The sequence below is a fragment of the Shewanella marisflavi genome (assembly GCF_002215585.1).
Taxonomy (GTDB): Bacteria; Pseudomonadota; Gammaproteobacteria; order Enterobacterales; family Shewanellaceae; genus Shewanella; species Shewanella marisflavi.
In genome coordinates this window covers 302,287-327,875 of sequence record NZ_CP022272.1, presented here as the reverse complement: position 1 = coordinate 327,875, position 25,589 = coordinate 302,287, and the positions used below count along the sequence as shown (strand labels likewise).

Here is a 25,589-nt window from a genome sequence, read left to right as displayed (position 1 = left end):
TCAAAAAATTGACCACTATATAGACTACTGATAACATTCAATGCTAGGCGAAAAAACACGCTAACAATTACAACATTACGAGATAAGTGGTGTCACTTTATTCTGCGGGGGCAGGCATGAAATCGATAGTTACAACAAAAAATGGACAAGTAACAGATGTTAAAGGAAAGGTTTCCATCGTAACGGAAACCGAACAGAAAGAGGTAGCTATCGGAGAAGTCATACCCGAAGGAACAACAATCCTTATCGCTGAACAAGCTGATTTAGCGATGCAGTTTGATGACGGCACCTCTTTTACGAGCCAAAATACAGAGACTTTAGCTGTCTCAGACTCAGATGCTTTAAATGAAATTGAGCAACTTCAAGCACTAATCGCTTCTGGAGAAGATCCGACTGCCGAACTCCCAGAAACTGCAGCTGGTAACACTAACGGCAATGAAGGTGGCTCAGACTTCATATCGGTAAACAGAACTGGTGCTCAAACTATCGCTAATGCTGGGTACACTACTTCCGGCATTGAACAAACCCCACCCACCTCTCAAACCTATACTGTCAGCAGTGATGACGCCCCTACCGTTACTGAAAATGACAGCAATACAATTGCAGAAGACGGTATAGCCACGGGTAATGTTTTAGATAATGATATTGATTTTGATACTGAATTATCCGTTATCAGCTTCAGCGTCGACGGTCAAACCGTTACCGCAGGCACCACGGTTAACGTAGAAGGCGGCAGCCTAGTGATCAACGCCGATGGCAGCTACACCTTTACGCCAAACGACAACTGGAACGGCAGCGTACCGGTGATCACCTACACCACTAACACTGGTGAGAGCGCCACCCTGACCATCAACGTCACCCCGGTAGATGACCCATCAGTACTGGCCAACGACAGCGATACCGTTAGCGAAGACACCGTTGCCAGCGGCAACGTACTCGATAATGACAGCGATATCGACAGCGAGCTGTCGGTCGTCAGTTTCAGCGTGAATGGTCAAATCGTTACCGCAGGCACCACGGTTGAAGTGGAAGGCGGCAGCCTAGTGATCAACGCCGATGGCAGCTACACCTTTACGCCAAACGACAACTGGAACGGCAGCGTACCGGTGATCACCTACACCACGAACACTGGTGAGAGTGCTACCCTGACCATCAACGTCACCCCGGTAGATGACCCGTCAATACTGGCCAACGACAGCAACACGGTTAGCGAAGACACCGTCGCCAGCGGCAACGTACTCGACAACGACAGCGATATCGACAGCGAGCTGTCCGTAGTCAGCTTCGAAATCGACGGCAACAGCTATATCGCAGGCAACGTCGCCACGCTCGACGGCGGTATCTTCTTCCTCAACGCCGACGGCTCATACAGCTTCGTTCCGAACGAAAACTGGAACGGCAACGTGCCGGTGGTGACTTACATCACCAATACTGGCGAGAGTGCCACCCTGACTATCGTCGTCACTCCAGTGGATGATGCCACCAACGCCGTGGATGACTACATCAACGTACCTGAAGATACCGTGGCCAGTGGCAACGTACTCGACAACGACAGCGACGCGGATGACACGCTATCTGTGGTTAGCTTCGAAGTGAATGGCAACAATTATGCCGCCGGCAGCAGCGTCGAACTCGACGGCGGTACCCTGGTGCTCAATGCAGACGGCTCTTATAGCTTTACTCCCAATGCAGACTGGAATGGCTATGTACCAGAGGTGACCTACACCACTAACACTGGTGAGAGTGCCACCCTGACCATCAACGTCACTCCGGTAGATGACCCGTCAATACTGGCCAACGACAGCAACACGGTTGCCGAGGACACAATTGCCAGCGGCAATGTGCTCGATAATGACAGCGATATCGACAGCGAGCTGTCGGTCGTCAGCTTCAGCGTCGACGGTCAAACCGTTACCGCAGGCACCACGATTGACGTAGAAGGCGGCAGCCTGGTAGTCAACGCCGATGGCAGCTACACCTTCACGCCAAACCAAGATTGGAACGGCAGCGTACCGGTGATCACCTACACCACTAACACTGGTGAGAGCGCCACCCTGACTATCAACGTCACTCCGGTAGATGACCCGTCAATACTGGCCAACGACAGCAACACGGTTGCCGAGGACACAATTGCCAGCGGCAATGTGCTCGATAATGACAGCGATATCGACAGCGAGCTGTCGGTCGTCAGCTTCAGCGTCGACGGTCAAACCGTTACCGCAGGCACCACGGTTGACGTAGAAGGCGGCAGCCTAGTGATCAACACCGATGGCTCTTACACCTTTACGCCAAATGACAACTGGAACGGCAGCGTACCGGCGATCACCTACACCACTAACACTGGTGAGAGTGCCACCCTGACCATTATTATTACGCCTGAAGAAGACCCAAGCATCATCTCTGGTGACCTGACCGGCACCGGCCTGGAAGATGGCAGCATCAGCGGCACCCTGAGTGTCACCGACGCCGATGGCGTCAGCGATGGCTCGATATTCAGCATCAGCGGTAACCCTGCTAATGGTAGCGTCACCATCAATGCCGCCACCGGCGCCTGGGTCTATACCCCTATCGCCGATTACAACGGCAGCGACAGCTTCACCGTCACCATCACCGATGATGAAGGTCACACCACCACACAAGTGATCACCGTTGACGTCACTCCGGTGGCCGATATTGTCGCCGACAGCATCAGCACCGACGAAGACACCGCCGTGACCTTCAATCCGCTGGGCAACGACAACTTCGAAAACAGCAATGCCACCATCACTGGTGTCACCAATGGGGCCAACGGTACCGTGGTCCTTAACGCCGATGGCACCGTGACCTACACCCCAGCACCTGATTTCCATGGCAGCGACAGTTTCACCTACACCGTTACCTCGGGCGGCGTCACCGAAACCACTACCGTCACGGTTAATGTCGGTAGCGTCGATGACCCAAGCATCATCTCTGGTGACCTGACCGGCACCGGCCTGGAAGATGGCAGCATCAGCGGCACCCTGAGTGTCACCGACGCCGATGGCGTCAGCGATGGCTCGGTATTCAGTATCAGCGGTAACCCTGCTAACGGTAGCGTCACCATCAACGCCGCCACCGGCGCCTGGGTCTATACCCCTATCGCCGATTACAACGGCAGCGACAGCTTCACCGTCACCATCACCGATGATGAAGGTCACACCACCACACAAGTGATCACCGTTGACGTCACTCCGGTGGCCGATATTGTCGCCGACAGCATCAGCACCAACGAAGACACCGCCGTGACCTTCAATCCGCTGGGCAACGACAACTTCGAAAACAGTAATGCCACCATTACTGGTGTCACCAATGGGGCCAACGGTACCGTGGTCCTTAACGCCGATGGCACCGTGACCTACACCCCAGCACCTGATTTCCATGGCAGCGACAGTTTCACCTACACCGTTACCTCGGGCGGCGTCACCGAAACCACTACCGTCACGGTTAATGTCGGTAGCGTCGATGACCCAAGCATCATCTCTGGTGACCTGACCGGCACCGGCCTGGAAGATGGCAGCATCAGCGGCACCCTGAGTGTCACCGACGCCGATGGCGTCAGCGATGGCTCGGTATTCAGTATCAGCGGTAACCCTGCTAACGGTAGCGTCACCATCAACGCCGCCACCGGCGCCTGGGTCTATACCCCTATCGCCGATTACAACGGCAGCGACAGCTTCACCGTCACCATCACCGATGATGAAGGTCACACCACCACACAAGTGATCACCGTTGACGTCACTCCGGTGGCCGATATTGTCGCCGACAGCATCAGCACCAACGAAGACACCGCCGTGACCTTCAATCCGCTGGGCAACGACAACTTCGAAAACAGTAATGCCACCATTACTGGTGTCACCAATGGGGCCAACGGTACCGTGGTCCTTAACGCCGATGGCACCGTGACCTACACCCCAGCACCTGATTTCCATGGCAGCGACAGTTTCACCTACACCGTTACCTCGGGCGGCGTCACCGAAACCACTACCGTCACGGTTAATGTCGGTAGCGTCGATGACCCAAGCATCATCTCTGGTGACCTGACCGGCACCGGCCTGGAAGATGGCAGCATCAGCGGCACCCTGAGTGTCACCGACGCCGATGGCGTCAGCGATGGCTCGGTATTCAGTATCAGCGGTAACCCTGCTAACGGTAGCGTCACCATCAACGCCGCCACCGGCGCCTGGGTCTATACCCCTATCGCCGATTACAACGGCAGCGACAGCTTCACCGTCACCATCACCGATGATGAAGGTCACACCACCACACAAGTGATCACCGTTGACGTCACTCCGGTGGCCGATATTGTCGCCGACAGCATCAGCACCAACGAAGACACCGCCGTGACCTTCAATCCGCTGGGCAACGACAACTTCGAAAACAGTAATGCCACCATTACTGGTGTCACCAATGGGGCCAACGGTACCGTGGTCCTTAACGCCGATGGCACCGTGACCTATACCCCAGCGCCTGATTTCCATGGCAGCGACAGTTTCACCTACACCGTTACCTCGGGCGGCGTCACCGAAACCACTACCGTCACGGTTAATGTCGGTAGCGTCGATGACCCAAGCATCATCTCTGGTGACCTGACCGGCACCGGCCTGGAAGATGGCAGCATCAGCGGCACCCTGAGTGTCACCGACGCCGATGGCGTCAGCGATGGCTCGGTATTCAGCATCAGCGGTAACCCTGCTAACGGTAGCGTCACCATCAACGCCGCCACCGGCGCCTGGGTCTATACCCCTATCGCCGATTACAACGGCAGCGACAGCTTCACCGTCACCATCACCGATGATGAAGGTCACACCACCACACAAGTGATCACCGTTGACGTCACTCCGGTGGCCGATATTGTCGCCGACAGCATCAGCACCGACGAAGACACCGCCGTGACCTTCAATCCGCTGGGCAACGACAACTTCGAAAACAGCAATGCCACCATCACTGGTGTCACCAATGGGGCCAACGGTACCGTGGTCATTAACGCCGATGGCACCGTGACCTACACCCCAGCACCTGATTTCCATGGCAGCGACAGTTTCACCTACACCGTTACCTCGGGCGGCGTCACCGAAACCACTACCGTCACGGTTAATGTCGGTAGCGTCGATGACCCAAGCATCATCTCTGGTGACCTGACCGGCACCGGCCTGGAAGATGGCAGCATCAGCGGCACCCTGAGTGTCACCGACGCCGATGGCGTCAGCGATGGCTCGGTATTCAGCATCAGCGGTAACCCTGCTAACGGTAGCGTCACCATCAACGCCGCCACCGGCGCCTGGGTCTATACCCCTATCGCCGATTACAACGGCAGCGACAGCTTCACCGTCACCATCACCGATGATGAAGGTCACACCACCACACAAGTGATCACCGTTGACGTCACTCCGGTGGCCGATATTGTCGCCGACAGCATCAGCACCAATGAAGACACCGCCGTGACCTTCAATCCGCTGGGCAACGACAACTTCGAAAACAGTAATGCCACCATCACTGGTGTCACCAATGGGGCCAACGGTACCGTGGTCCTTAACGCCGATGGCACCGTGACCTATACCCCAGCACCTGATTTCCATGGCAGCGACAGTTTCACCTACACCGTTACCTCGGGCGGCGTCACCGAAACCACTACCGTCACGGTTAATGTCGGTAGCGTCGATGACCCAAGCATCATCTCTGGTGACCTGACCGGCACCGGCCTGGAAGATGGCAGCATCAGCGGCACCCTGAGTGTCACCGACGCCGATGGCGTCAGCGATGGCTCGGTATTCAGCATCAGCGGTAACCCTGCTAACGGTAGCGTCACCATCAACGCCGCCACCGGCGCCTGGGTCTATACCCCTATCGCCGATTACAACGGCAGCGACAGCTTCACCGTCACCATCACCGATGATGAAGGTCACACCACCACACAAGTGATCACCGTTGACGTCACTCCGGTGGCCGATATTGTCGCCGACAGCATCAGCACCAATGAAGACACCGCCGTGACCTTCAATCCGCTGGGCAACGACAACTTCGAAAACAGTAATGCCACCATCACTGGTGTCACCAATGGGGCCAACGGTACCGTGGTCCTTAACGCCGATGGCACCGTGACCTATACCCCAGCACCTGATTTCCATGGCAGCGACAGTTTCACCTACACCGTTACCTCGGGCGGCGTCACCGAAACCACTACCGTCACGGTTAATGTCGGTAGCGTCGATGACCCAAGCATCATCTCTGGTGACCTGACCGGCACCGGCCTGGAAGATGGCAGCATCAGCGGCACCCTGAGTGTCACCGACGCCGATGGCGTCAGCGATGGCTCGGTATTCAGCATCAGCGGTAACCCTGCTAACGGTAGCGTCACCATCAACGCCGCCACCGGCGCCTGGGTCTATACCCCTATCGCCGATTACAACGGCAGCGACAGCTTCACCGTCACCATCACCGATGATGAAGGTCACACCACCACACAAGTGATCACCGTTGACGTCACTCCGGTGGCCGATATTGTCGCCGACAGCATCAGCACCAATGAAGACACCGCCGTGACCTTCAATCCGCTGGGCAACGACAACTTCGAAAACAGTAATGCCACCATCACTGGTGTCACCAATGGGGCCAACGGTACCGTGGTCCTTAACGCCGATGGCACCGTGACCTATACCCCAGCACCTGATTTCCATGGCAGCGACAGTTTCACCTACACCGTTACCTCGGGCGGCGTCACCGAAACCACTACCGTCACGGTTAATGTCGGTAGCGTCGATGACCCAAGCATCATCTCTGGTGACCTGACCGGCACCGGCCTGGAAGATGGCAGCATCAGCGGCACCCTGAGTGTCACCGACGCCGATGGCGTCAGCGATGGCTCGGTATTCAGTATCAGCGGTAACCCTGCTAACGGTAGCGTCACCATCAACGCCGCCACCGGCGCCTGGGTCTATACCCCTATCGCCGATTACAACGGCAGCGACAGCTTCACCGTCACCATCACCGATGATGAAGGTCACACCACCACACAAGTGATCACCGTTGACGTCACTCCGGTGGCCGATATTGTCGCCGACAGCATCAGCACCAACGAAGACACCGCCGTGACCTTCAATCCGCTGGGCAACGACAACTTCGAAAACAGTAATGCCACCATTACTGGTGTCACCAATGGGGCCAACGGTACCGTGGTCCTTAACGCCGATGGCACCGTGACCTATACCCCAGCGCCTGATTTCCATGGCAGCGACAGTTTCACCTACACCGTTACCTCGGGCGGCGTCACCGAAACCACTACCGTCACGGTTAATGTCGGTAGCGTCGATGACCCAAGCATCATCTCTGGTGACCTGACCGGCACCGGCCTGGAAGATGGCAGCATCAGCGGCACCCTGAGTGTCACCGACGCCGATGGCGTCAGCGATGGCTCGGTATTCAGTATCAGCGGTAACCCTGCTAACGGTAGCGTCACCATCAACGCCGCCACCGGCGCCTGGGTCTATACCCCTATCGCCGATTACAACGGCAGCGACAGCTTCACCGTCACCATCACCGATGATGAAGGTCACACCACCACACAAGTGATCACCGTTGACGTCACTCCGGTGGCCGATATTGTCGCCGACAGCATCAGCACCGACGAAGACACCGCCGTGACCTTCAATCCGCTGGGCAACGACAACTTCGAAAACAGCAATGCCACCATCACTGGTGTCACCAATGGGGCCAACGGTACCGTGGTCATTAACGCCGATGGCACCGTGACCTACACCCCAGCACCTGATTTCCATGGCAGCGACAGTTTCACCTACACCGTTACCTCGGGCGGCGTCACCGAAACCACTACCGTCACGGTTAATGTCGGTAGCGTCGATGACCCAAGCATCATCTCTGGTGACCTGACCGGCACCGGCCTGGAAGATGGCAGCATCAGCGGCACCCTGAGTGTCACCGACGCCGATGGCGTCAGCGATGGCTCGGTATTCAGCATCAGCGGTAACCCTGCTAACGGTAGCGTCACCATCAACGCCGCCACCGGCGCCTGGGTCTATACCCCTATCGCCGATTACAACGGCAGCGACAGCTTCACCGTCACCATCACCGATGATGAAGGTCACACCACCACACAAGTGATCACCGTTGACGTCACTCCGGTGGCCGATATTGTCGCCGACAGCATCAGCACCAATGAAGACACCGCCGTGACCTTCAATCCGCTGGGCAACGACAACTTCGAAAACAGTAATGCCACCATCACTGGTGTCACCAATGGGGCCAACGGTACCGTGGTCCTTAACGCCGATGGCACCGTGACCTATACCCCAGCACCTGATTTCCATGGCAGCGACAGTTTCACCTACACCGTTACCTCGGGCGGCGTCACCGAAACCACTACCGTCACGGTTAATGTCGGTAGCGTCGATGACCCAAGCATCATCTCTGGTGACCTGACCGGCACCGGCCTGGAAGATGGCAGCATCAGCGGCACCCTGAGTGTCACCGACGCCGATGGCGTCAGCGATGGCTCGGTATTCAGCATCAGCGGTAACCCTGCTAACGGTAGCGTCACCATCAACGCCGCCACCGGCGCCTGGGTCTATACCCCTATCGCCGATTACAACGGCAGCGACAGCTTCACCGTCACCATCACCGATGATGAAGGTCACACCACCACACAAGTGATCACCGTTGACGTCACTCCGGTGGCCGATATTGTCGCCGACAGCATCAGCACCAATGAAGACACCGCCGTGACCTTCAATCCGCTGGGCAACGACAACTTCGAAAACAGTAATGCCACCATCACTGGTGTCACCAATGGGGCCAACGGTACCGTGGTCCTTAACGCCGATGGCACCGTGACCTATACCCCAGCGCCTGATTTCCATGGCAGCGACAGTTTCACCTACACCGTTACCTCGGGCGGCGTCACCGAAACCACTACCGTCACGGTTAATGTCGGTAGCGTCGATGACCCAAGCATCATCTCTGGTGACCTGACCGGCACCGGCCTGGAAGATGGCAGCATCAGCGGCACCCTGAGTGTCACCGACGCCGATGGCGTCAGCGATGGCTCGGTATTCAGTATCAGCGGTAACCCTGCTAACGGTAGCGTCACCATCAACGCCGCCACCGGCGCCTGGGTCTATACCCCTATCGCCGATTACAACGGCAGCGACAGCTTCACCGTCACCATCACCGATGATGAAGGTCACACCACCACACAAGTGATCACCGTTGACGTCACTCCGGTGGCCGATATTGTCGCCGACAGCATCAGCACCGACGAAGACACCGCCGTGACCTTCAATCCGCTGGGCAACGACAACTTCGAAAACAGCAATGCCACCATCACTGGTGTCACCAATGGGGCCAACGGTACCGTGGTCATTAACGCCGATGGCACCGTGACCTACACCCCAGCACCTGATTTCCATGGCAGCGACAGTTTCACCTACACCGTTACCTCGGGCGGCGTCACCGAAACGACAACGGTAAATATCACCGTCAATGCTCTAATTACAGGAAACAACAATGTTGACCTCACAGTCGATGATGCCAATACCCAAGGCACAGCGACCGACAGTGACAGTTCAGCCCTGAGCTTCACTGCAGGCGCTTACGATGTTACTGGCTTTGCCTTCGGCAACATTGGCGATATTAATATTAGCGGCCTTGACGCAAGCATTAGCTGGAGCTTAGATGGAGCCGGCAACTTGATCGGCAGCATAGGTGGTAATCCTGTGCTTCAGCTTAGCCTGTCTGGCAGCACGATCAGCGCTGGCTCAACAGGCTCAGTGGCTGTCACTGTGACCCTACTGGATAACTTGCCTCATGGTACTAATGTCGATGAACTCATCATTAACGGCATAACAGTAGTAGCAACAGATGCATCTAAGGCTACTGCCACAGGTTCTGTTTCAGTTAAAGTCATCGATGATGGCGTAACACTCGATCCGCTAGACTTGGCAGGAAAGAATGCCGAAGGTATCTACAATGGAGTTATTAATGTAGATGGTGCCGATCAGGACTTTAGTGCCGATCTCTCAGGCAATATTTCTGGAACCGGTACCTTCTCAGACTCTGGCATTACAGCAGGTGGCCTGACGGTATTCTACTATGTCGATCCAGCCAACCCAGGAATATTGATTGCCTACTCTGATACCAGTGGAACACCTTCGGCCTATGATTCAGGCAATATCGCACAATCGGTAATCTTTACTTTAGCTATCGACCCTAATAGCGATAGCTATCAGTTAGATTTAAAACAAGCTATTGATGAACTGAGCAGTGTTACAGTGGCCAATATGAGTGGCGGTAAAGGAGGTAATACACCAGCGGTTTACGTCACCTTCGACGGCACTAACTACATCATAGATAACAATATCAATGATGTTGATCCTAGCAATGCCATGGTGTTCACACTAACCTCTACCTCTGGTAACATTTCCAGTACGGTAAACGGTAATACTAACGGTTTCGGTGTCGCGAATGCCTTTGTCAATCAAGGTGAGGCGATGATCATCGACTACACCAATGATGTCGCCTCGGCCTCCATAAACTTTACCGACGCCAATAAAATTCATTTCAAGGCATATGACGCCAATGGTAATCTGCTCGGTGAAGGTGATGTAACTAGCGGTCAAACCATAGGAAACCTAGGCGAGATAAGCTATATCGAAGTCTCAACCAGTGCGCTAGATAATCATGCTAACTTCCAGTTTACTGGGACTTCAGCCGAGAATATTGTCAGCTCTACCGTGGACGTAGATCTCGACTTCGTAGTCGATGTTACCGACAGCGATGGCGATACCTCGACAGGTTCTATCCATGTCGACTTGGATGCACCAGGCAGTACAACTACAGCACCAACGGCATTGACCTCAAACGCGATATCACTCCTAAGCGAAGCCGATCTCTACAAAGATGGTGCTGAGTCAGATATACAGACGTTACGCTTTAAGTCTGGCAGTGAGTCCATTTCAGCTTTCCAGTTTGGCGATACGGACAGCATTCAAGTCTCTGGCGTCAACGCTAAGATAAGCTGGTCATTCAACGATGAAGGGCAGCTCATAGGTACCTTTATGGGTAAAGAGGCTATCCGTCTCACCCTCAATGGTGACCGTATTGAAAGTGGCGAAGAAGGAAGCGTGAGTGTTACTGCTGAGATTCTCGACACCTTCCCACACAATGTCAGCACCGAAGACTTAACGATCAGCGGCATTGATATCATTGCGGTTGATGCTAATGGCAAGACGGCAGCGAGCACTTACTCTGTTACCGTACAAGACGATGCACCTGAAATAGCGGCAGGACAAACCGTTGACGTTACTGGCGATAACATTCCAGACGCCTTGGTTGGCAAGTACTCATTATCTGGTGGCTATGGGGCTAGCAACTCGCTGGATTTTGACGGTTTCACTATAACGGCCAGGGGCTTCAGCTCTGCCACTAACTCAGAGCTCACAGCTGCGGATGTATTTAGTTCAAGTGATGGTATAGGCGTACAGAGCGTTGAAAGTCCATATCATAATATTCGTAGTGAAGTTGATTTCAGAAAGTTTGCCGACGGTAGCGAAGGTTCTGAAGAAATAGTCGTCACGCTAGATGCCAATACCCTGGCTTACGGTGTCAACATCGAGTTTTCTGCCATGTTTGGCGGTGAGCTTGAGGTTGGTATTGTCGAGTTTTATCGAGATGGCAAACTGGTCACCACTCAAGCCTTTAGCTCAGATGCCAAAGACGGTAACTACGCTGCGATATTTGAAGTATTAGAGGGTGGTTTCGACCAGATGGTTATCAGGGCCACGGATAACGGTTTTGGTGCTGCTCATGGTGACAACAGCGACTTTTCCATTAAAGCCATTGATTTCATTGGCTATAATGACATAGCAACAGGTTATGCGACTGGCATGCTAAGTACTGATTGGGGCGCCGATGGTATGGGCTCTCTAAGCTTAACAGGTACCGATGAAACGGGTCTGTTAACCACTGATGGCCAAAGCATATCTACTACGCTTTCAGGCAATACACTCATTGGAGAAACAGAGTCTGGCGAATTGGTCTTTAAGGTAGAATTTACCCCGAGTACAGGCCAGTGGGAGTTTTATCAATACCAGGCGATTGAACAAACTCACGACGGACAGTTGGACTTTAATGTCATCGCGACTGATTCAGATGGCGATACTGCCGTAGGTCATTTTGCCGTTAATCCTCAGTCAGTTGTACGTGACTACCAATACAGCAGTGGAACCGACGGCGACAACAGATTATCAGGCTCAGATGATCACGATGTGATCGTGAGCGATACTTCAGGTCTGGAAATCGTACAAGGCGAAAACTATAACATTGCATTTGTGCTGGACTCATCAGGCAGCATGGGCTCAGACGCAGTCGAAACTGCTAAAAATCAGCTGCTTGAGGTATTTAAAACGCTGCAGGCAGCAGCTTCAGGCAAACACGCCGGCACAGTTAATATAGCAGTGATCGATTTTGACGGTTCTGCCGTTACCAGTCTTGCAGTCAATATTCTTGATTTAAATATCAACGCATTGGCTAACAACGACAATGACGCTTGGAAAAATATATTGAGCGGTGGATATACCGATTACAAAGCTGCGTTCACTGAAGCCAAAAATTGGTTTACTTCAAGTGATGTTGCAAACAATACGGGTCACAATGTCACCTACTTCATTACTGATGGTAAGCACAATGGGAATGATAATCCTAATCACGCTTTTAACCTACTCAACAACGTGTCTGAAGTTGAAGCGATTGGCCTCAAGAACGAAGTTAACGAATCAGATCTAACCCGTTACGACAGCGATGGAAACGTTAGAGCTAAGATCAGCGTGGATAATCTAGCTAGTGTGATATTAGGTTCAGAGACTCTGCTTTCTCAGGGCGATGACCACACCAGCGGTGGACTGGGTAACGATATTATTTTCGGTGACCTTGCACAATTCGATGGCATTGATGGGCAGGGCTTTAGTGCACTACAAAAGCTGGTTGCCAATGAGACAAACCAAAATGCTGCCGATATTACTGTGAGTGATATTCACAGTTTCATCACTAGCCACCCTGAGATGTTCGATACTGCTCACCTCAATGACGGGGATGATGTGCTCGATGGCAACCAAGGAGATGACATCCTCTTCGGTCAAGGCGGTGGTGATGAGCTTCATGGTGGTAGTGGCGATGATCTATTGCTTGGCGGCATGGGAACCGATGAGCTCATCGGCGGTGCTGGCGAAGATATCCTCATCGGCGGCTTGGGTGACGACACCTTAACTGGTGGCAGTGGTAAAGCCGATACCGAAACGGACACCTTCGTCTGGCAGCAAGGCGATACTGGCACAGACCACATTACCGATTTCAATATCAATCAAGACAAGCTGGATCTGAGTGATCTGCTCCAAGGCGAAAATGCCGGGAATTTGGAAAATTACCTGCACTTCACCGTGGACAATGGCTCAACCACAATTGAAATCGATGCCAATAATGACGGCCATGTGGATCAAACGATAGTGCTCGACGGTGTCGATTTAAGCTACCTAGGCACAACAGATGGCCAGATCATTAATGGCTTGCTGGGCAATGACGGTAACGGAGCGCTGATAGTGGATAACGCCAGCTCAACTGAGTCGGCCTCGAGCTTCGCCGTTCCTGCGACTCATGATGACGACGGACAGATCCAGCATCTAATACCTTAAACCCGTCAATAACAAATGACACCAACTAGTTTCCAGCTAATTGGTGTCATTTTTACTTTTGTTATGTTTTGGTATTACTTCTATAATTGTTCTACGATAATTTTTTAATAAAATCTTAAGGATAAGTTTTTAAGGTGCAAGCTTCAGCGTCTCCAAAAACTGAACAATGGACAGTTTCAGCCTCCCAAAGAGTGACTGTCGATCCCTTGTTAGACAGTTTAGTTTTATTGACCGAATACTTCGGCAGTCCTTGCTCCAGCGAATCTTTAGCCGCTGGTCTTCCGCTGTCAGGTAGTATTTTGACACCCGAACTTGTCCCTCAGGCTGCGAGTCGAGCAGGCCTAGCGGCTAAACTCACCCGTAAAGGGCTCGATCAGATCTCCCCAATCCTGCTGCCTTGCATCTTGCTACTCAAAGACAAAAATGCCTGTTTGCTGCGCGAGATCGATATAGACAAAGACAGGGCGGTGATCCAACTGCCTGAAACCGGGGGGGAGGAAGAGCTCACCATAGAGTCACTCGAAGCCATGTATGTGGGTTATCTGTTCCTGGTTAAGCAGCAATATCGCGGTGACATGGGCCTAGATCTGCATCTACACGACAGCCGCACCCATTGGTTGCTGCAAACCTTAAAGGATTCAGCCCCCATCTACCGGGATGCCCTGATCGCCTCGGTACTGGTTAACCTCTTCGCCCTCGTTTCACCACTGTTCATCATGAATGTCTATGACAAGGTGGTGCCCAACCTGGCATTTGAGTCCCTTTGGGTACTGGCTATCGGTGCGGGTATAGCCTATATCTTCGACCTCGTCATGCGACAACTTAGGGCCTACCTTATCGACGTTGCCGGTAAAAAAGTCGATATCATAGTGTCATCACGCCTGTTTGCTAAGGCAATCGGCATTCCTCTTGAAAAACGCTCTCCCAGCGTCGGCGGCATGGCCAGGCAGCTCGGGGAGTTTGATAGCATCCGGGACATCTTAACCTCGGCAACCATCACCACTTTGGTCGATCTTCCTTTTGCTATTTTCTTCATGATCATCATCTATATAGTCGCCGGCGATCTGGCCATTATTCCGCTTATCGGCGGGACGATTATCATCATCTACACCCTGATCATGCAGCCTAAGCTCAAAGCCGCTATCGAAGAGAGCAACAAATTTTCCGGACTAAAACATGGTCACCTTATTGAATCCCTCGCCTCTATCGAATCGATAAAATCCAGTGGAGCCGAAGGCTTAGTCCAAAAAAGCTGGCAGCAGATGATCGGCCACACGGCTAACTGGCAGCTAAAAGTGAAAAAGATCTCAACCTCTGTCACTAACGTCGCCAACTTTACGGTACAGCTATCGGTTGTGTGTGTGGTGATACTCGGTGTTTATCGCGTCGCCGACAATGAGATCTCCATGGGGGGAATTATCGCGGCGGTGATCCTGTCGAGCCGGGCGATCTCGCCCATGGCACAACTAGCCAATCTCATGACTCGCGGCAATCACACCGCCAGCGCTTTACGCCAGCTAGACCAGATCATGACTCAAGAAGATGAGTTTGAGAATAAAGGTCATTTGGTCAGTAAGCAGCGCCTGATGGGGCAGATTAATGCCGACCATATCAGCTTTAACTACCCAGGTTCAGAGCGTCCGGTGCTGCATCCTATGTCTTTGTCGATAGCACCAGGGGAACGTATCGCCATCATAGGTCGCAACGGCTCAGGCAAGAGTACTCTAGCTAAGCTGCTTGTCGGTCTGTACCAGCCAACCAAAGGCAGCCTGCGTTATGACGGTCTGGATTCGGCACAGATCCACCCAACGGATCTGCGTAGAAACTTTGGTTACCTGCCTCAGGACATTACCCTATTTCATGGTTCGATCCGCGATAACATCTTGTTCGGTACCCGTCAGGTGACCGAGCATCAGCTTATCCGCGCCGTGCAATTGTCGGGCGTCAATCAGTTCACCGATATCGAAACCGAAGGCCTCGATCAACAGGTCGGCGAAGGTGGGCAAGCACTCAGTCGCGGGCAGCGGCAAACTATCGCCCTGGCAAGAGCCACTTTAAACGATCCACCGGTATTGTTAATGGATGAGCCAACGGCTAGTTTGGATGCCCGAGCCGAGAAGCAGTTTATCCGCGCCATGCGCAATGTCTCCAAGGAGCGCACCTTACTGCTGATTACACATAAGATGCATCTGCTGAATCTAGTTGATCGCATCATAGTGCTTGACCGAGGTCATCTGGTCGCCGACGGTCCTAAAGATCAGGTGCTCAACCAGCTCGCCAAAGGCCTGCTATCTGGAGGGCCAAAGAGTGAGTAAGCACTTAACGACCCATGATCTCGAGATGGTCGATGACGTCTATGGCGCCATGATGACAGATGCGCCTACCAGTCACAGGCTGATCATCTGGGCACTTACCGCCCTCGCCTTCAGCTTTTTGCTTTGGGCCTATTTTGCCGAGCTCGACCGAGTAACCACGGGAACGGGTAAGGTGATTCCCTCATCTCAAGTGCAGGTGATCCAAAGTTTGGATGGCGGCATCATGCAGGATCTCTATGTACACGAAGGCATGGTGGTCACTAAGGGGCAGCCCTTGGTACGAATCGATGATACGCGTTTTCGTTCAGACTTCGCCCAGCAAGAACAAGAGGTATACAGCCTACAGGCTAACGTGATTCGCCTGCGCGCCGAGCTTAACAGTATCACGATTTCAGATGTGGCCACCGATTGGCGCGAACAGGTCAAGATCGTCAAACAACCACTGCAGTTTCCTCAGTCACTGATCGACAGCGAGCCTGACTTGATCGCGCGCCAAAAAGATGAATACGCGGGCCGATTGGATAATCTAAGCAATCAGCTAGAAATCCTTGCGCGGCAGATCCAACAGAAACAGCAAGAAACTGAAGAGCTCGCCTCAAAAATTAGTACCTTGACCACCAGTTTCCAGCTAGTGACCCGAGAGTTGGAGCTCACACGCCCCTTGGCAGATAAAGGCATAGTGCCCGAAGTGGAACTGCTTAAGCTCGAGCGTATCGTCAACGACATTCGTGGCGAGTTAAGCTCGGTCAGACTGCTCAGACCTAAGGTGAAAGCCTCACAGGATGAAGCGATTCTGAAGCGTCGAGAAGCGGTATTTGTCTATGCCGCCGAGGTGCGAACTCAGCTAAACGAGATGCAAACCCGTCTGTCTCGTATGAGCGAGGCTCAGGTCGGTGCACGCGATAAGGTCAGCAAGGCCGAAATTGTTTCACCGGTCAATGGCACCATTAAAACAATCCATATGAATACCTTGGGGGGAGTTGTACAGCCGGGAATCGACATCATAGAGATAGTCCCGTCTGAAGACCAACTACTGATCGAAACCAAGATTCTTCCAAAAGATATTGCGTTTTTACATCCTGGCTTACCCGCCGTTGTCAAAGTCACCGCCTACGACTTCACTCGTTATGGAGGCCTCAATGGCGTTGTGGAGCACATTAGTGCCGATACAACACAGGACGAAGAAGGAAACAGTTTCTATCTTGTAAGGGTTAGAACTGAACTATCAAGTTTGACCAAAGAGGATGGCACCCAGATGCCCATCATACCAGGCATGTTAACCTCGGTAGATGTGATCACTGGGCAAAGATCCGTTCTAGAGTACATACTTAATCCAATTTTGAGAGCAAGAGACACTGCTCTGCGTGAACGATAAGTTCACAACAATAACCAGGGGGGTTAACCAAATGAGTAAGCAAACCATACATCAACTAAAGCGCAGTGCCATGGCACTCGCTGTTAGTGCGATGTTGATCACTGGGGCAGCTTCTAGCCAAACGCTGGAACAGGCTGTTGCCCATACGCTGGATACCAATCCAGATATTCGCATCGCGTTCAATCGCTTTAAAGCAAGAGAAGAGCAGGTCAACCAAGCGAGAGCTGGTTATATGCCAAGTATCGACATCAGCGGTGGTTACGGTTGGGAGCAGACCAACAGTCCATCGACCAGACGTCGCGCAGGACAGGGCGATGTGGACGATGATGGTGTTATCGAATTAATGCGTGGTGAAGTCGGATTCAGCATCAAGCAGATGATATTTGACGGCTTTTATACCTCAAGCGAGGTTGATCGTTACAGCTTCGAAGCCAGTGCCGACCAATGGGCGCTATTTGCTGCGGCAGAAGATATTGCCCTAGATGTGGCTAAGGTCTACATCAACTATATTCGTAGCGAACAGGTGCTAACCCTGGCAGAGAAAAACCTACAGAGTCACAAAGACATTTACGAGCAGATCAAGCAACGTACCGACTCAGGTCTGGGCTCAATCGCCGATCTTTCGCAAATAACCGGTCGTCTAGCGCGCGCTAATGCCAACGTGATTGCAGCAAAGAACAACTTCTACGATGCCAAGGCGCAGTTTATTCGTATTGTTGAAAAAGAGCCTGAAAACCTGATCGTTCCTGTGCCTGATGACGACATGCTACCAACGGATCTTTCCGACGGTCTTAAAGTCGCTCAGGAAAACCACCCAATTCTGAAATCCGCTACAAGCGATATTTCAGCAGCGGAGAATGAGCGCTCTTCGGCCAAGTCCAACTACTATCCAAAGCTATCATTAGAGCTTGGCGGTAACTGGAACGACAACATAGACGGTGAAGATGGTTACTCAGTTTTTGCCAACCAAAATGTCGGCGGCCACAGCAATGACCTCGTCGCCATGGTACGCGTTAAGTACAACCTATTTGCCGGTGGTAAAGATCTGGCCCGCGAAAAAGAAGCGGCTTACAAAGTAGGTGAAGCAAAAGAGATCCGCCAACGTGCCTACCGCCAAGTTGTCGAAGGAGTTAACCTAGCCTGGAATGCCTACGAAATGCTTGAGCCGCAAAAGCTGTATATTCGCGATCATGTCATTGCCGCAAAAGATACCCAAGTCGCCTACAGTCAGCAGTTCAATCTGGGCCAACGTACCTTATTGGATTTGCTGGATACTGAAAACGAACTGTTTGAAGCGCGTAAAGATTATCTCGATGCCGAATATGACGAAATTCTTTCTGAATATCGCATCCTTAACGCGACAGGTAGACTACTGGAATCACTTCGTGTGACTCGCCCCGATGTCTGGAAAGGCGAGCGCGAATACGAAGGGGGAGTGAAATAATGAAAGCTTTACTGATTATTATAAGCCTTGCCTTACTTGGCGGTTGTGGTTCTCGTGACATAGTCACCATGGACAATCCGACCAATCAGGTATTCGATCTTAACGACAATGATAAAGACGGTGTCATCGTAGCGCGTGAGCGTTGCAACGATACTGTCTTAGGCGCCACCATAGACAACTATGGTTGCGGTAAAATTAAACCCATCAATGAGCGTCAAGAACTTAAGATATTGTTTGCCAATGACTCTTTCTATATTGATCCCCAATATTATGATCAAGTAGAAATGGTAGCGACTTTCATGAGACAGTACCCTAGTACTAAGGTCACCATCGAAGGTCACTGCAGTAAAACGGGTAGCTATGAGCATAACCTGACGTTATCACAAAACAGAGCTAACGCGGTGACCTCACTGCTTTCTGAACGTTTTGGTATCGACACCGATCGTCTGACCGCCATTGGTTATAGCTACGACAGACCCGTAGATCCAACTCATACTCAGATGGCACATACCCGCAATCGCCGCGTGATCGCCGAAGTGACGGGTGAAGATACCAAAGCTGATATGAAGTGGCATATCTACACAGTTGATGAACAAGTAAAATAAAAAATAGTCGGAGAAGATGAAGGCAAAATTTGGCAGGCAAAAGCGCTTTCAAAGGGTCTGCCAACTTTGTGTTGTGGCAACGGCCATGGGGTTTTCTTGCCTGTACGCTTCTCCGACACAAACACTCGATGCTGGTTACATAAAATCCACACTAGAGGCTCGCTATGGTGGGCGTGCAGGCATGCGTGTAGACGCCTGGTTTAAGGTGCTGGATGAAGCGCAAGGCTTGAGTGAACAAGAGAAGATCACCAAGGTAAATAACTTTTTCAATCTGTTTAGATTTGTCGACGACATCAAGCTGTGGGGTGTCAGCAACTATTGGGCAAGTCCAATGGAGTTCATCGGAGTAAATGGTGGCGATTGCGAAGATTTTTCTATCGCCAAATATTTTACCCTGCTGCAATTGGGTATTCCCGATGACAAGCTGCGTATCACTATGGTCAAGGCAACCTCGGTAAATCAATACCACATGGTATTGGCCTACTATGAGACGCCGGGCTCCATCCCCTTGGTATTGGATAACTTAGACAGACAGATAAAGCCCGCCACGCAAAGGCAAGATTTGATCCCCGTATACAGTTTTAACGGTCGACAATTGTGGCTAAACAAAGAGAAAGGTCGTGGTGTGCTGGCAGGCTCATCTGAACGCCTTGAAAAATGGAATGATCTCAAAAATAGATTAGGTGTTAAACGACTCAATATGCCTATCTTAAGATTGGAGTAGCGAAAACAATGACACTGTTTCGACAGATATACTCACTGCTTTTTGGCCTGTTTTTGGTCGTTGTCATCAGCTTGGCTTATGTGCAATTTACCGAGACACAAAGCTTTTTAACCAAGCAGATGGAGTCTGATCTCAATAACACCAGCCATAGCCTGGGGATCATGCTGGTTCCTGATCTCGAAGCGGGTGACATAGTCGGCGCCGAGACGCTGATCAACGTGATTTTTGAAGGCGGCTACTATCAACAGGTCAAATTGACCTGGCTGGTCGATGGCAAACAGCAGGTATGGGAAAACGATCTGAAAATCGAAGGTGTGCCTCAATGGTTTATCGATTTGGGATTCTTCGAGACAATCAAGCGTGAAAGCACCATCACCTCAGGTTGGATCCAGTTAGCCAAGCTAGAGATCACCGCTCATCCGGGCTTTGGCTATAACGAACTGTGGCGCACCCTAACCAACGCCATCATAGTTATCTCCATTCTGTTTTTGCTTGCCATCATGCTGGCACGTTTCGGCCTCACCTGGATACTACGCCCACTGCATGAGATCGCCGAGCACGCCTCTGAGATCGCTCAGCGCAAGTTTGGCCCAGATATGGCTATCCCCAAGACATCAGAGCTCAAGTCTGTGGTCCAAGCCTTCAATAGCATGTCTCATCAGCTCAAGCAGATCTTTAGTTCACTGGATGAAGAGGTAACCGAGTTACGTAAAAAGAACCTGGTCGATCAGGTCTCTAAACTCCCTAATCGCCAGTATATGATGGGGCGCCTCAACAGCTGGCTCAGCGAACCCAACAACGGTTCCTTGATGATGGCCAAGTTCGACTGGTTAGAAGAGGTACACAGTAAGTACGGTTACCAGGTACGTGACGAAACCATACGTCTGCTATCAGAAAAGATGCAAACGCAACTCGACGATGTCGCTCCCTCTGTCATTGCGCGTATTGCCGCCTATGAATTTGCCTTTTTGATCACCAGTGCCGAGCAGGAACAGAGCAGCAAATACCTGCACACCCTGATCAGAACCGTCAATCAGGAGATCTCAAAGGCTGGCTGTAAACCTAATGAGCAATTTGCCATAGGTATCGCCCAGCGCACCGATCACATGACGGTATCAGACATCCTGGCGCAGACGGATAACGCCCTGCAAAAGGCAATTGCCGAGAATAAGGTGTTCCACTGGTTTGAGAGCAACGAGAAACAGCTCTACACCCGCGAACAGTGGCGTGAGCACCTGAGCAAAGCTATCACTGGCAAGAACTTCCAATTCAAGTGGCAGCCTGTCTACCTCAGTGGTAAGGAAGAGGTGGTACAACGTGAACTCTATTGCCAATTAACGATTGGGGACAAGGAGATACACGCCGGGCAATTTATGCCTTATGTGGAGCTGCTCTCTTTAGGCTCCCTGCTAGACAGATGCCTGATAGAGACCATAGTCGATAACGGCCTGCTGGAGCGTCACTATGAACCTGTGGCCATCAACCTGACCTTTAACAGCCTCAGCGATGCCAACTTCCACCAGTGGCTGAATAAGTTCCTGCGTAATACCCCTCTGGCGCAACGTATCGTGTTTGATATCCCTGAGGCCGGTGTCTACAGTGATCCAGACGCTTGTCAGGCACTGTGTAACATCATTCGTGATAACGGTGCTCATTTTGGTATCGACCATTTCGGCCGTCAGTTTGGTTCTATGTCTTACCTGCAAAGTTTAAGACCAAGCTACGTCAAGCTGGATCAATCCTTTGCCTATTATGATGAGAACGAGCACAACAGCGAGCTGTGCCGCGCCTTGGTGAACGTTGCCAGAGGCCTTGAGATCCAAATCATTGTCACAGGCATTCAGGAACAGCCTCAGCTAGCGCGCTTCGAGCCGCTGAAGACCAATGCCTACATGGGGTATATCTATCCGCCCACTCGCGTAGAGCTATAAAACAAAAGAGCCGCTTCATGCGGCTTTTTTTATAACTAAGATAGAAGCATCATTTTGATTTAGATAAAGAAAAAGCCCTTCGATTACTCGAAGGGCTTCTCTAAAAGTGGTCGGTGATAGAGGATTCGAACCTCTGACCCTCTGGTCCCAAACCAGATGCGCTACCGGGCTGCGCTAATCACCGAAAATCTTTTTGTACTCAATACCGACTCTAATAAGAATCACTATTTTTGAAAGTGGTCGGTGATAGAGGATTCGAACCTCTGACCCTCTGGTCCCAAACCAGATGCGCTACCGGGCTGCGCTAATCACCGAAACAATGGATATTTTACGAGGTGCCGCCTCTGCTTCACGTTTACAAAATGGCCTAACGGCTACCTGAGTGACTCGTGAAGTCTACTGCAAGAAGAAGTGGGGTGACTGATGGGACTTGAACCCACGACAACCGGAATCACAATCCGGGGCTCTACCAACTGAGCTACAATCACCACTGATGTTGACTTCTTTACACTAACTTGGCTTCTTGTCCAACTGGTGCACCCAGAAGGATTCGAACCCTCGGCCTCACCCTCCGGAGGGGTGCGCTCTATCCAGCTGAGCTATGGGTGCCTGCCTTGTTAGCGCCGCATATAGTATGGATTATTTTACTGCACGTCTATAGCAAACACGCTTTTTTTTACGCGTTTGCTCAAGTTTTAGCATATTTGAAGTGTTATTAAGCTGACAACGTCAAAATAATGACTTGGTGATGGTGTTTTTTTATGCTATTTATAACCATTACCCCAGATCGTAGCGAAAAATTATAACTACTTGTGATTGGCGGAACCATGTTTAGGGATAAAACAGACCAGCATTCACTTCATGAAGTTGGCCGTTTATACAAAAGGATATCTCGCTTAAAGAGCCTGGCTCGGAAGTACAAGCGATCTGAGATAATCCAGAATACCTTATTGGATATTTCCAACTTGGCTGCTCGCGTAGAGCGCGCCGAAGACTTTTACGCTGGCATTCAAACCAATCTCAACAAACTCCTCCCCGCCGACAACTTTTTTATCGCTATCGCCAACCGTGACACCAACAAGTTAGCGGTGCCCTTCTTTGTCGATGAAAAAGATCAACATCCCAGCCAGCTATATCCCAGCGAAGAGTTATCAGTCACGCTCAATAGCGGTCTTACTGGCTATGTAATGCGCACTCAAGTACCGCTACTGTGTGATGATGACAAATTTGAACAACTGCTGGCCGCTGAAGAAATTGTCAGCCGTGGTTCTAGCTGCCACCAATGGTTAGGGGTACCGATTTTCAGTAGCGATCAGACCATAGGAGTGATCGCCGTACAGAGTTATGATCCCAATATCAGTTATGGGGAGATCGAGGTCGAGTTGATGACCTTTATCAGTCAACATATCTCTGGTGTTATCGAGCGGGTTCAATATCAACATAATCTCGAAGCAGCAATTGAGCACAGAACTAAAGAGCTCAGTGTTGCTTATGATAAGCTCAAACAGGAAGTCACCGAGCGACGCCGCGCAGAAAGCCTGCAAAAGTCATTGTTTGAAATCGCCGAGCTGTCAAACTCGACCATGGATCACAACACTTTCTATAGTGAACTGCATCGGGTGCTCAGCCATCTATTGCCAGCCAACAACTGTTATATTGCTCTGTTGGAAGATAATGGCCGCGAATTACATTTTCCTTTTTACGTCTCTCAGCTAAATGTTGGCTCACCGCAAAAGCGCCCTCTTGCCGATGGACTGACCGAGTTCATTCTAAAGCATAAACGTCCTCTGTTACTCGATGGCAATGATATCAAGGCCCTAATCAATGCGGGGCAGCTCTATGCTAAAGCGCCAGAGCTTAACAATGCCGAAACGATACATCATTGGATAGGCGTGCCCCTGTTCATTCAGGGAATCGTGAAGGGAGCGCTGACCATCTACAGCTTTACCCCCTCACAAACCTATCAAGAGAAAGATCTGGATCTGCTCACCTTCGTGTCGCAACACATAGCAGCGGCGATCGAGCGTAAATTATCGGCCGAGTCCCTAAAGCAAAGTTACGAACAACTCGAAGAGAAAGTCGCGCAGCGTACCCGCGCCTTAGCCATGCTCAACCAAGATCTGGAAAAAGAGATCGCCCAACGCCGTAAGGTAGAAAGGCAGCTGGTACATGATGCCAATCACGACACGCTTACCGGTCTCCCCAATCGCGCCATGTTCATGGAGCGACTGGCACAGGCGGTCAAACATGTCAGACGCCACGCTAGAGACAGGTTTGCCCTGTTGTTTATCGATCTCGACCGCTTTAAGCTGATCAACGATACTCTGGGGCATCTGCAAGGCGACCGCTTCCTCATTGAGACCGCCCGCCGTCTCAACCTCTGTATCCGCAGCAACGACACCTTAGGCCGGATTGGCGGTGACGAGTTTGTCATTCTACTCGATAGTATCAACACCAATAGTGACGCCATCGAAGTCGCCGAGCGCATTCTGGGGGAACTGAGCGAGCCTTACCAATTGTCTAACCAGAACTTTACCTCTGGCGCCAGTATAGGTATCGCGTTTAGTGGCCAAAGCAGTGGCGACACCAGCGAGTCCTTGCTTAAGGATGCCGACGCTGCCATGTACCAGGCAAAGTCCAATGGCAAAGGCTGCTTTGTGGTCTTCGACAACAGCACGACCCATCAACAAAGCCATGACGTCACATTAGAAATCGAACTAAGAGAAGCGATTGCCAAACAGGACTTGGCGCTACAGTACTTTCCTGTCATGACCTTGGCTGAGCAAGAGATTATTGCCTTGGAGCCCAGACTATACTGGCAGCACGAACAATTGGGGAAAATAAAGCAAGATCAGCTCAATAATATTGCCGAGCACTGCAATCTGACCAAGGAGTTAGATCTCTACCTGTTTGATCAGCTTAATGTCGATTACCCCAAACTAATGCAGCAGCTCAGTGGCGACGTGCAGCTGCACATCAAGATCGCCAGTCAGCACCTCAAACATAAACATGCGGTTCGCAAACTCAAAAATCGCATTAAACAAAGTTACTTTAACGCCTCCGCCATCTGGCTCTTCTTTAGTGAAAAGGCGTTTGTTGAAGACAGTGACAGCCACATACAGGCCTTTGACATCCTAGATAAGCAGGCGATAAAGCTAGGTCTGTGTGCCTATGGCAGCGCCCATACAGCGCTAAATAGCCTTAGCTTCCTGCCCTTGAGTGGCCTCAAGCTAGATCCCAGCTATATCACCCACCTCAATAATCCACAGCAAAAGAAACTGCTAAAAGCCCATCAGCTAACGGCTTCGGCACTAGAACTGACGCTATTTGTAGAAGGCGTCAAAACCGATCTGCACAGGCAGCAGCTGGTCAGCCTCGGCTTTGATCAAGGGCAAGGGCAAGCACTGGGCGAGTCTATCGATCCCAGCACCCTACCAGAACAGCAAACGCAAAGCGGCTGCATCTCCGCCTAAGCGATAGCGC

8 protein-coding genes and 4 tRNA genes are annotated in these 25,589 nt (G+C 51.5%); 8 read left to right on the top strand and 4 right to left on the bottom strand.

Annotated elements, in window-relative coordinates; all coding sequences use genetic code 11:
* Nucleotides 1–116 precede the first annotated feature (116 nt).
* From CFF01_RS01535 to CFF01_RS01505, 7 genes are all read left to right on the top strand, one after another.
* Complete coding sequence (locus tag CFF01_RS01535) at nt 117–13,712, top strand: retention module-containing protein (protein ID WP_088903621.1); 13,596 nt, start codon at nt 117–119, stop codon at nt 13,710–13,712.
* 134 nt (nt 13,713–13,846) lie between these two features.
* Complete coding sequence (locus CFF01_RS01530; RefSeq protein ID WP_033540548.1) at nt 13,847–16,027, top strand: type I secretion system permease/ATPase; 2,181 nt, start codon at nt 13,847–13,849, stop codon at nt 16,025–16,027.
* Nucleotides 16,020–17,402, top strand: a complete 1,383-nt coding sequence (locus CFF01_RS01525; RefSeq protein WP_033540549.1) for an HlyD family type I secretion periplasmic adaptor subunit — start codon at nt 16,020–16,022, stop codon at nt 17,400–17,402. Before CFF01_RS01530 ends, CFF01_RS01525 begins: the two co-directional genes overlap by 8 nt.
* Before the next feature lie 31 nt (nt 17,403–17,433).
* Nucleotides 17,434–18,846 carry a TolC family outer membrane protein gene (locus CFF01_RS01520; RefSeq protein WP_088903620.1) on the top strand — a complete coding sequence of 471 codons (1,413 nt, stop codon included), beginning with the start codon at nt 17,434–17,436 and terminating at the stop codon, nt 18,844–18,846.
* Nucleotides 18,846–19,451, top strand: coding sequence for an OmpA family protein (locus CFF01_RS01515; protein ID WP_088903619.1), 606 nt, complete (start codon nt 18,846–18,848; stop codon nt 19,449–19,451). The genes CFF01_RS01520 and CFF01_RS01515 overlap by 1 nt, the downstream gene beginning before the upstream one ends.
* Nucleotides 19,452–19,536: 85 nt before the next feature.
* A complete protein-coding gene (locus CFF01_RS01510) occupies nt 19,537–20,175 on the top strand; it encodes a transglutaminase-like cysteine peptidase (protein WP_373681773.1) in 639 nt (212 codons plus the stop codon).
* 8 nt (nt 20,176–20,183) lie between these two features.
* Nucleotides 20,184–22,106, top strand: a complete 1,923-nt coding sequence (locus tag CFF01_RS01505) for a bifunctional diguanylate cyclase/phosphodiesterase (RefSeq protein WP_088903618.1) — start codon at nt 20,184–20,186, stop codon at nt 22,104–22,106.
* Nucleotides 22,107–22,213: 107 nt separating this feature from the next.
* On the opposite strand, the gene CFF01_RS01500 is transcribed toward CFF01_RS01505, so the two are convergent.
* The 4 genes from CFF01_RS01500 to CFF01_RS01485 form a co-directional block, all read right to left on the bottom strand.
* Nucleotides 22,214–22,290, bottom strand: a tRNA-Pro gene (locus tag CFF01_RS01500).
* Nucleotides 22,291–22,343: 53 nt separating this feature from the next.
* Nucleotides 22,344–22,420 (bottom strand) — tRNA-Pro (locus tag CFF01_RS01495).
* Nucleotides 22,421–22,518: 98 nt separating this feature from the next.
* Nucleotides 22,519–22,594, bottom strand: a tRNA-His gene (locus CFF01_RS01490).
* Nucleotides 22,595–22,638: 44 nt separating this feature from the next.
* Nucleotides 22,639–22,715: transfer RNA gene (locus CFF01_RS01485), tRNA-Arg, on the bottom strand.
* Between the two features lie 218 nt (nt 22,716–22,933).
* Between CFF01_RS01485 and CFF01_RS01480 the strand changes: the two genes are divergently transcribed.
* Nucleotides 22,934–25,579: a sensor domain-containing diguanylate cyclase gene (locus CFF01_RS01480; RefSeq protein ID WP_088903617.1), complete on the top strand. Its 2,646-nt coding sequence runs from the start codon at nt 22,934–22,936 to the stop codon at nt 25,577–25,579.
* Nucleotides 25,580–25,589: the final 10 nt, after the last annotated feature.

What these genes read in the sequence shown, in the direction of transcription:
- CFF01_RS01480 (WP_088903617.1), top strand. Translation starts at nt 22,934, where the DNA reads ATGTTTAGGGATAAAACAGACCAGCATTCACTTCATGAAGTTGGCCGT.
- CFF01_RS01505 (WP_088903618.1), top strand. Translation starts at nt 20,184, where the DNA reads ATGACACTGTTTCGACAGATATACTCACTGCTTTTTGGCCTGTTTTTG.
- CFF01_RS01510 (WP_373681773.1), top strand. Translation starts at nt 19,537, where the DNA reads ATGGGGTTTTCTTGCCTGTACGCTTCTCCGACACAAACACTCGATGCT.
- CFF01_RS01515 (WP_088903619.1), top strand. Translation starts at nt 18,846, where the DNA reads ATGAAAGCTTTACTGATTATTATAAGCCTTGCCTTACTTGGCGGTTGT.
- CFF01_RS01520 (WP_088903620.1), top strand. Translation starts at nt 17,434, where the DNA reads ATGAGTAAGCAAACCATACATCAACTAAAGCGCAGTGCCATGGCACTC.
- CFF01_RS01535 (WP_088903621.1), top strand. Translation starts at nt 117, where the DNA reads ATGAAATCGATAGTTACAACAAAAAATGGACAAGTAACAGATGTTAAA.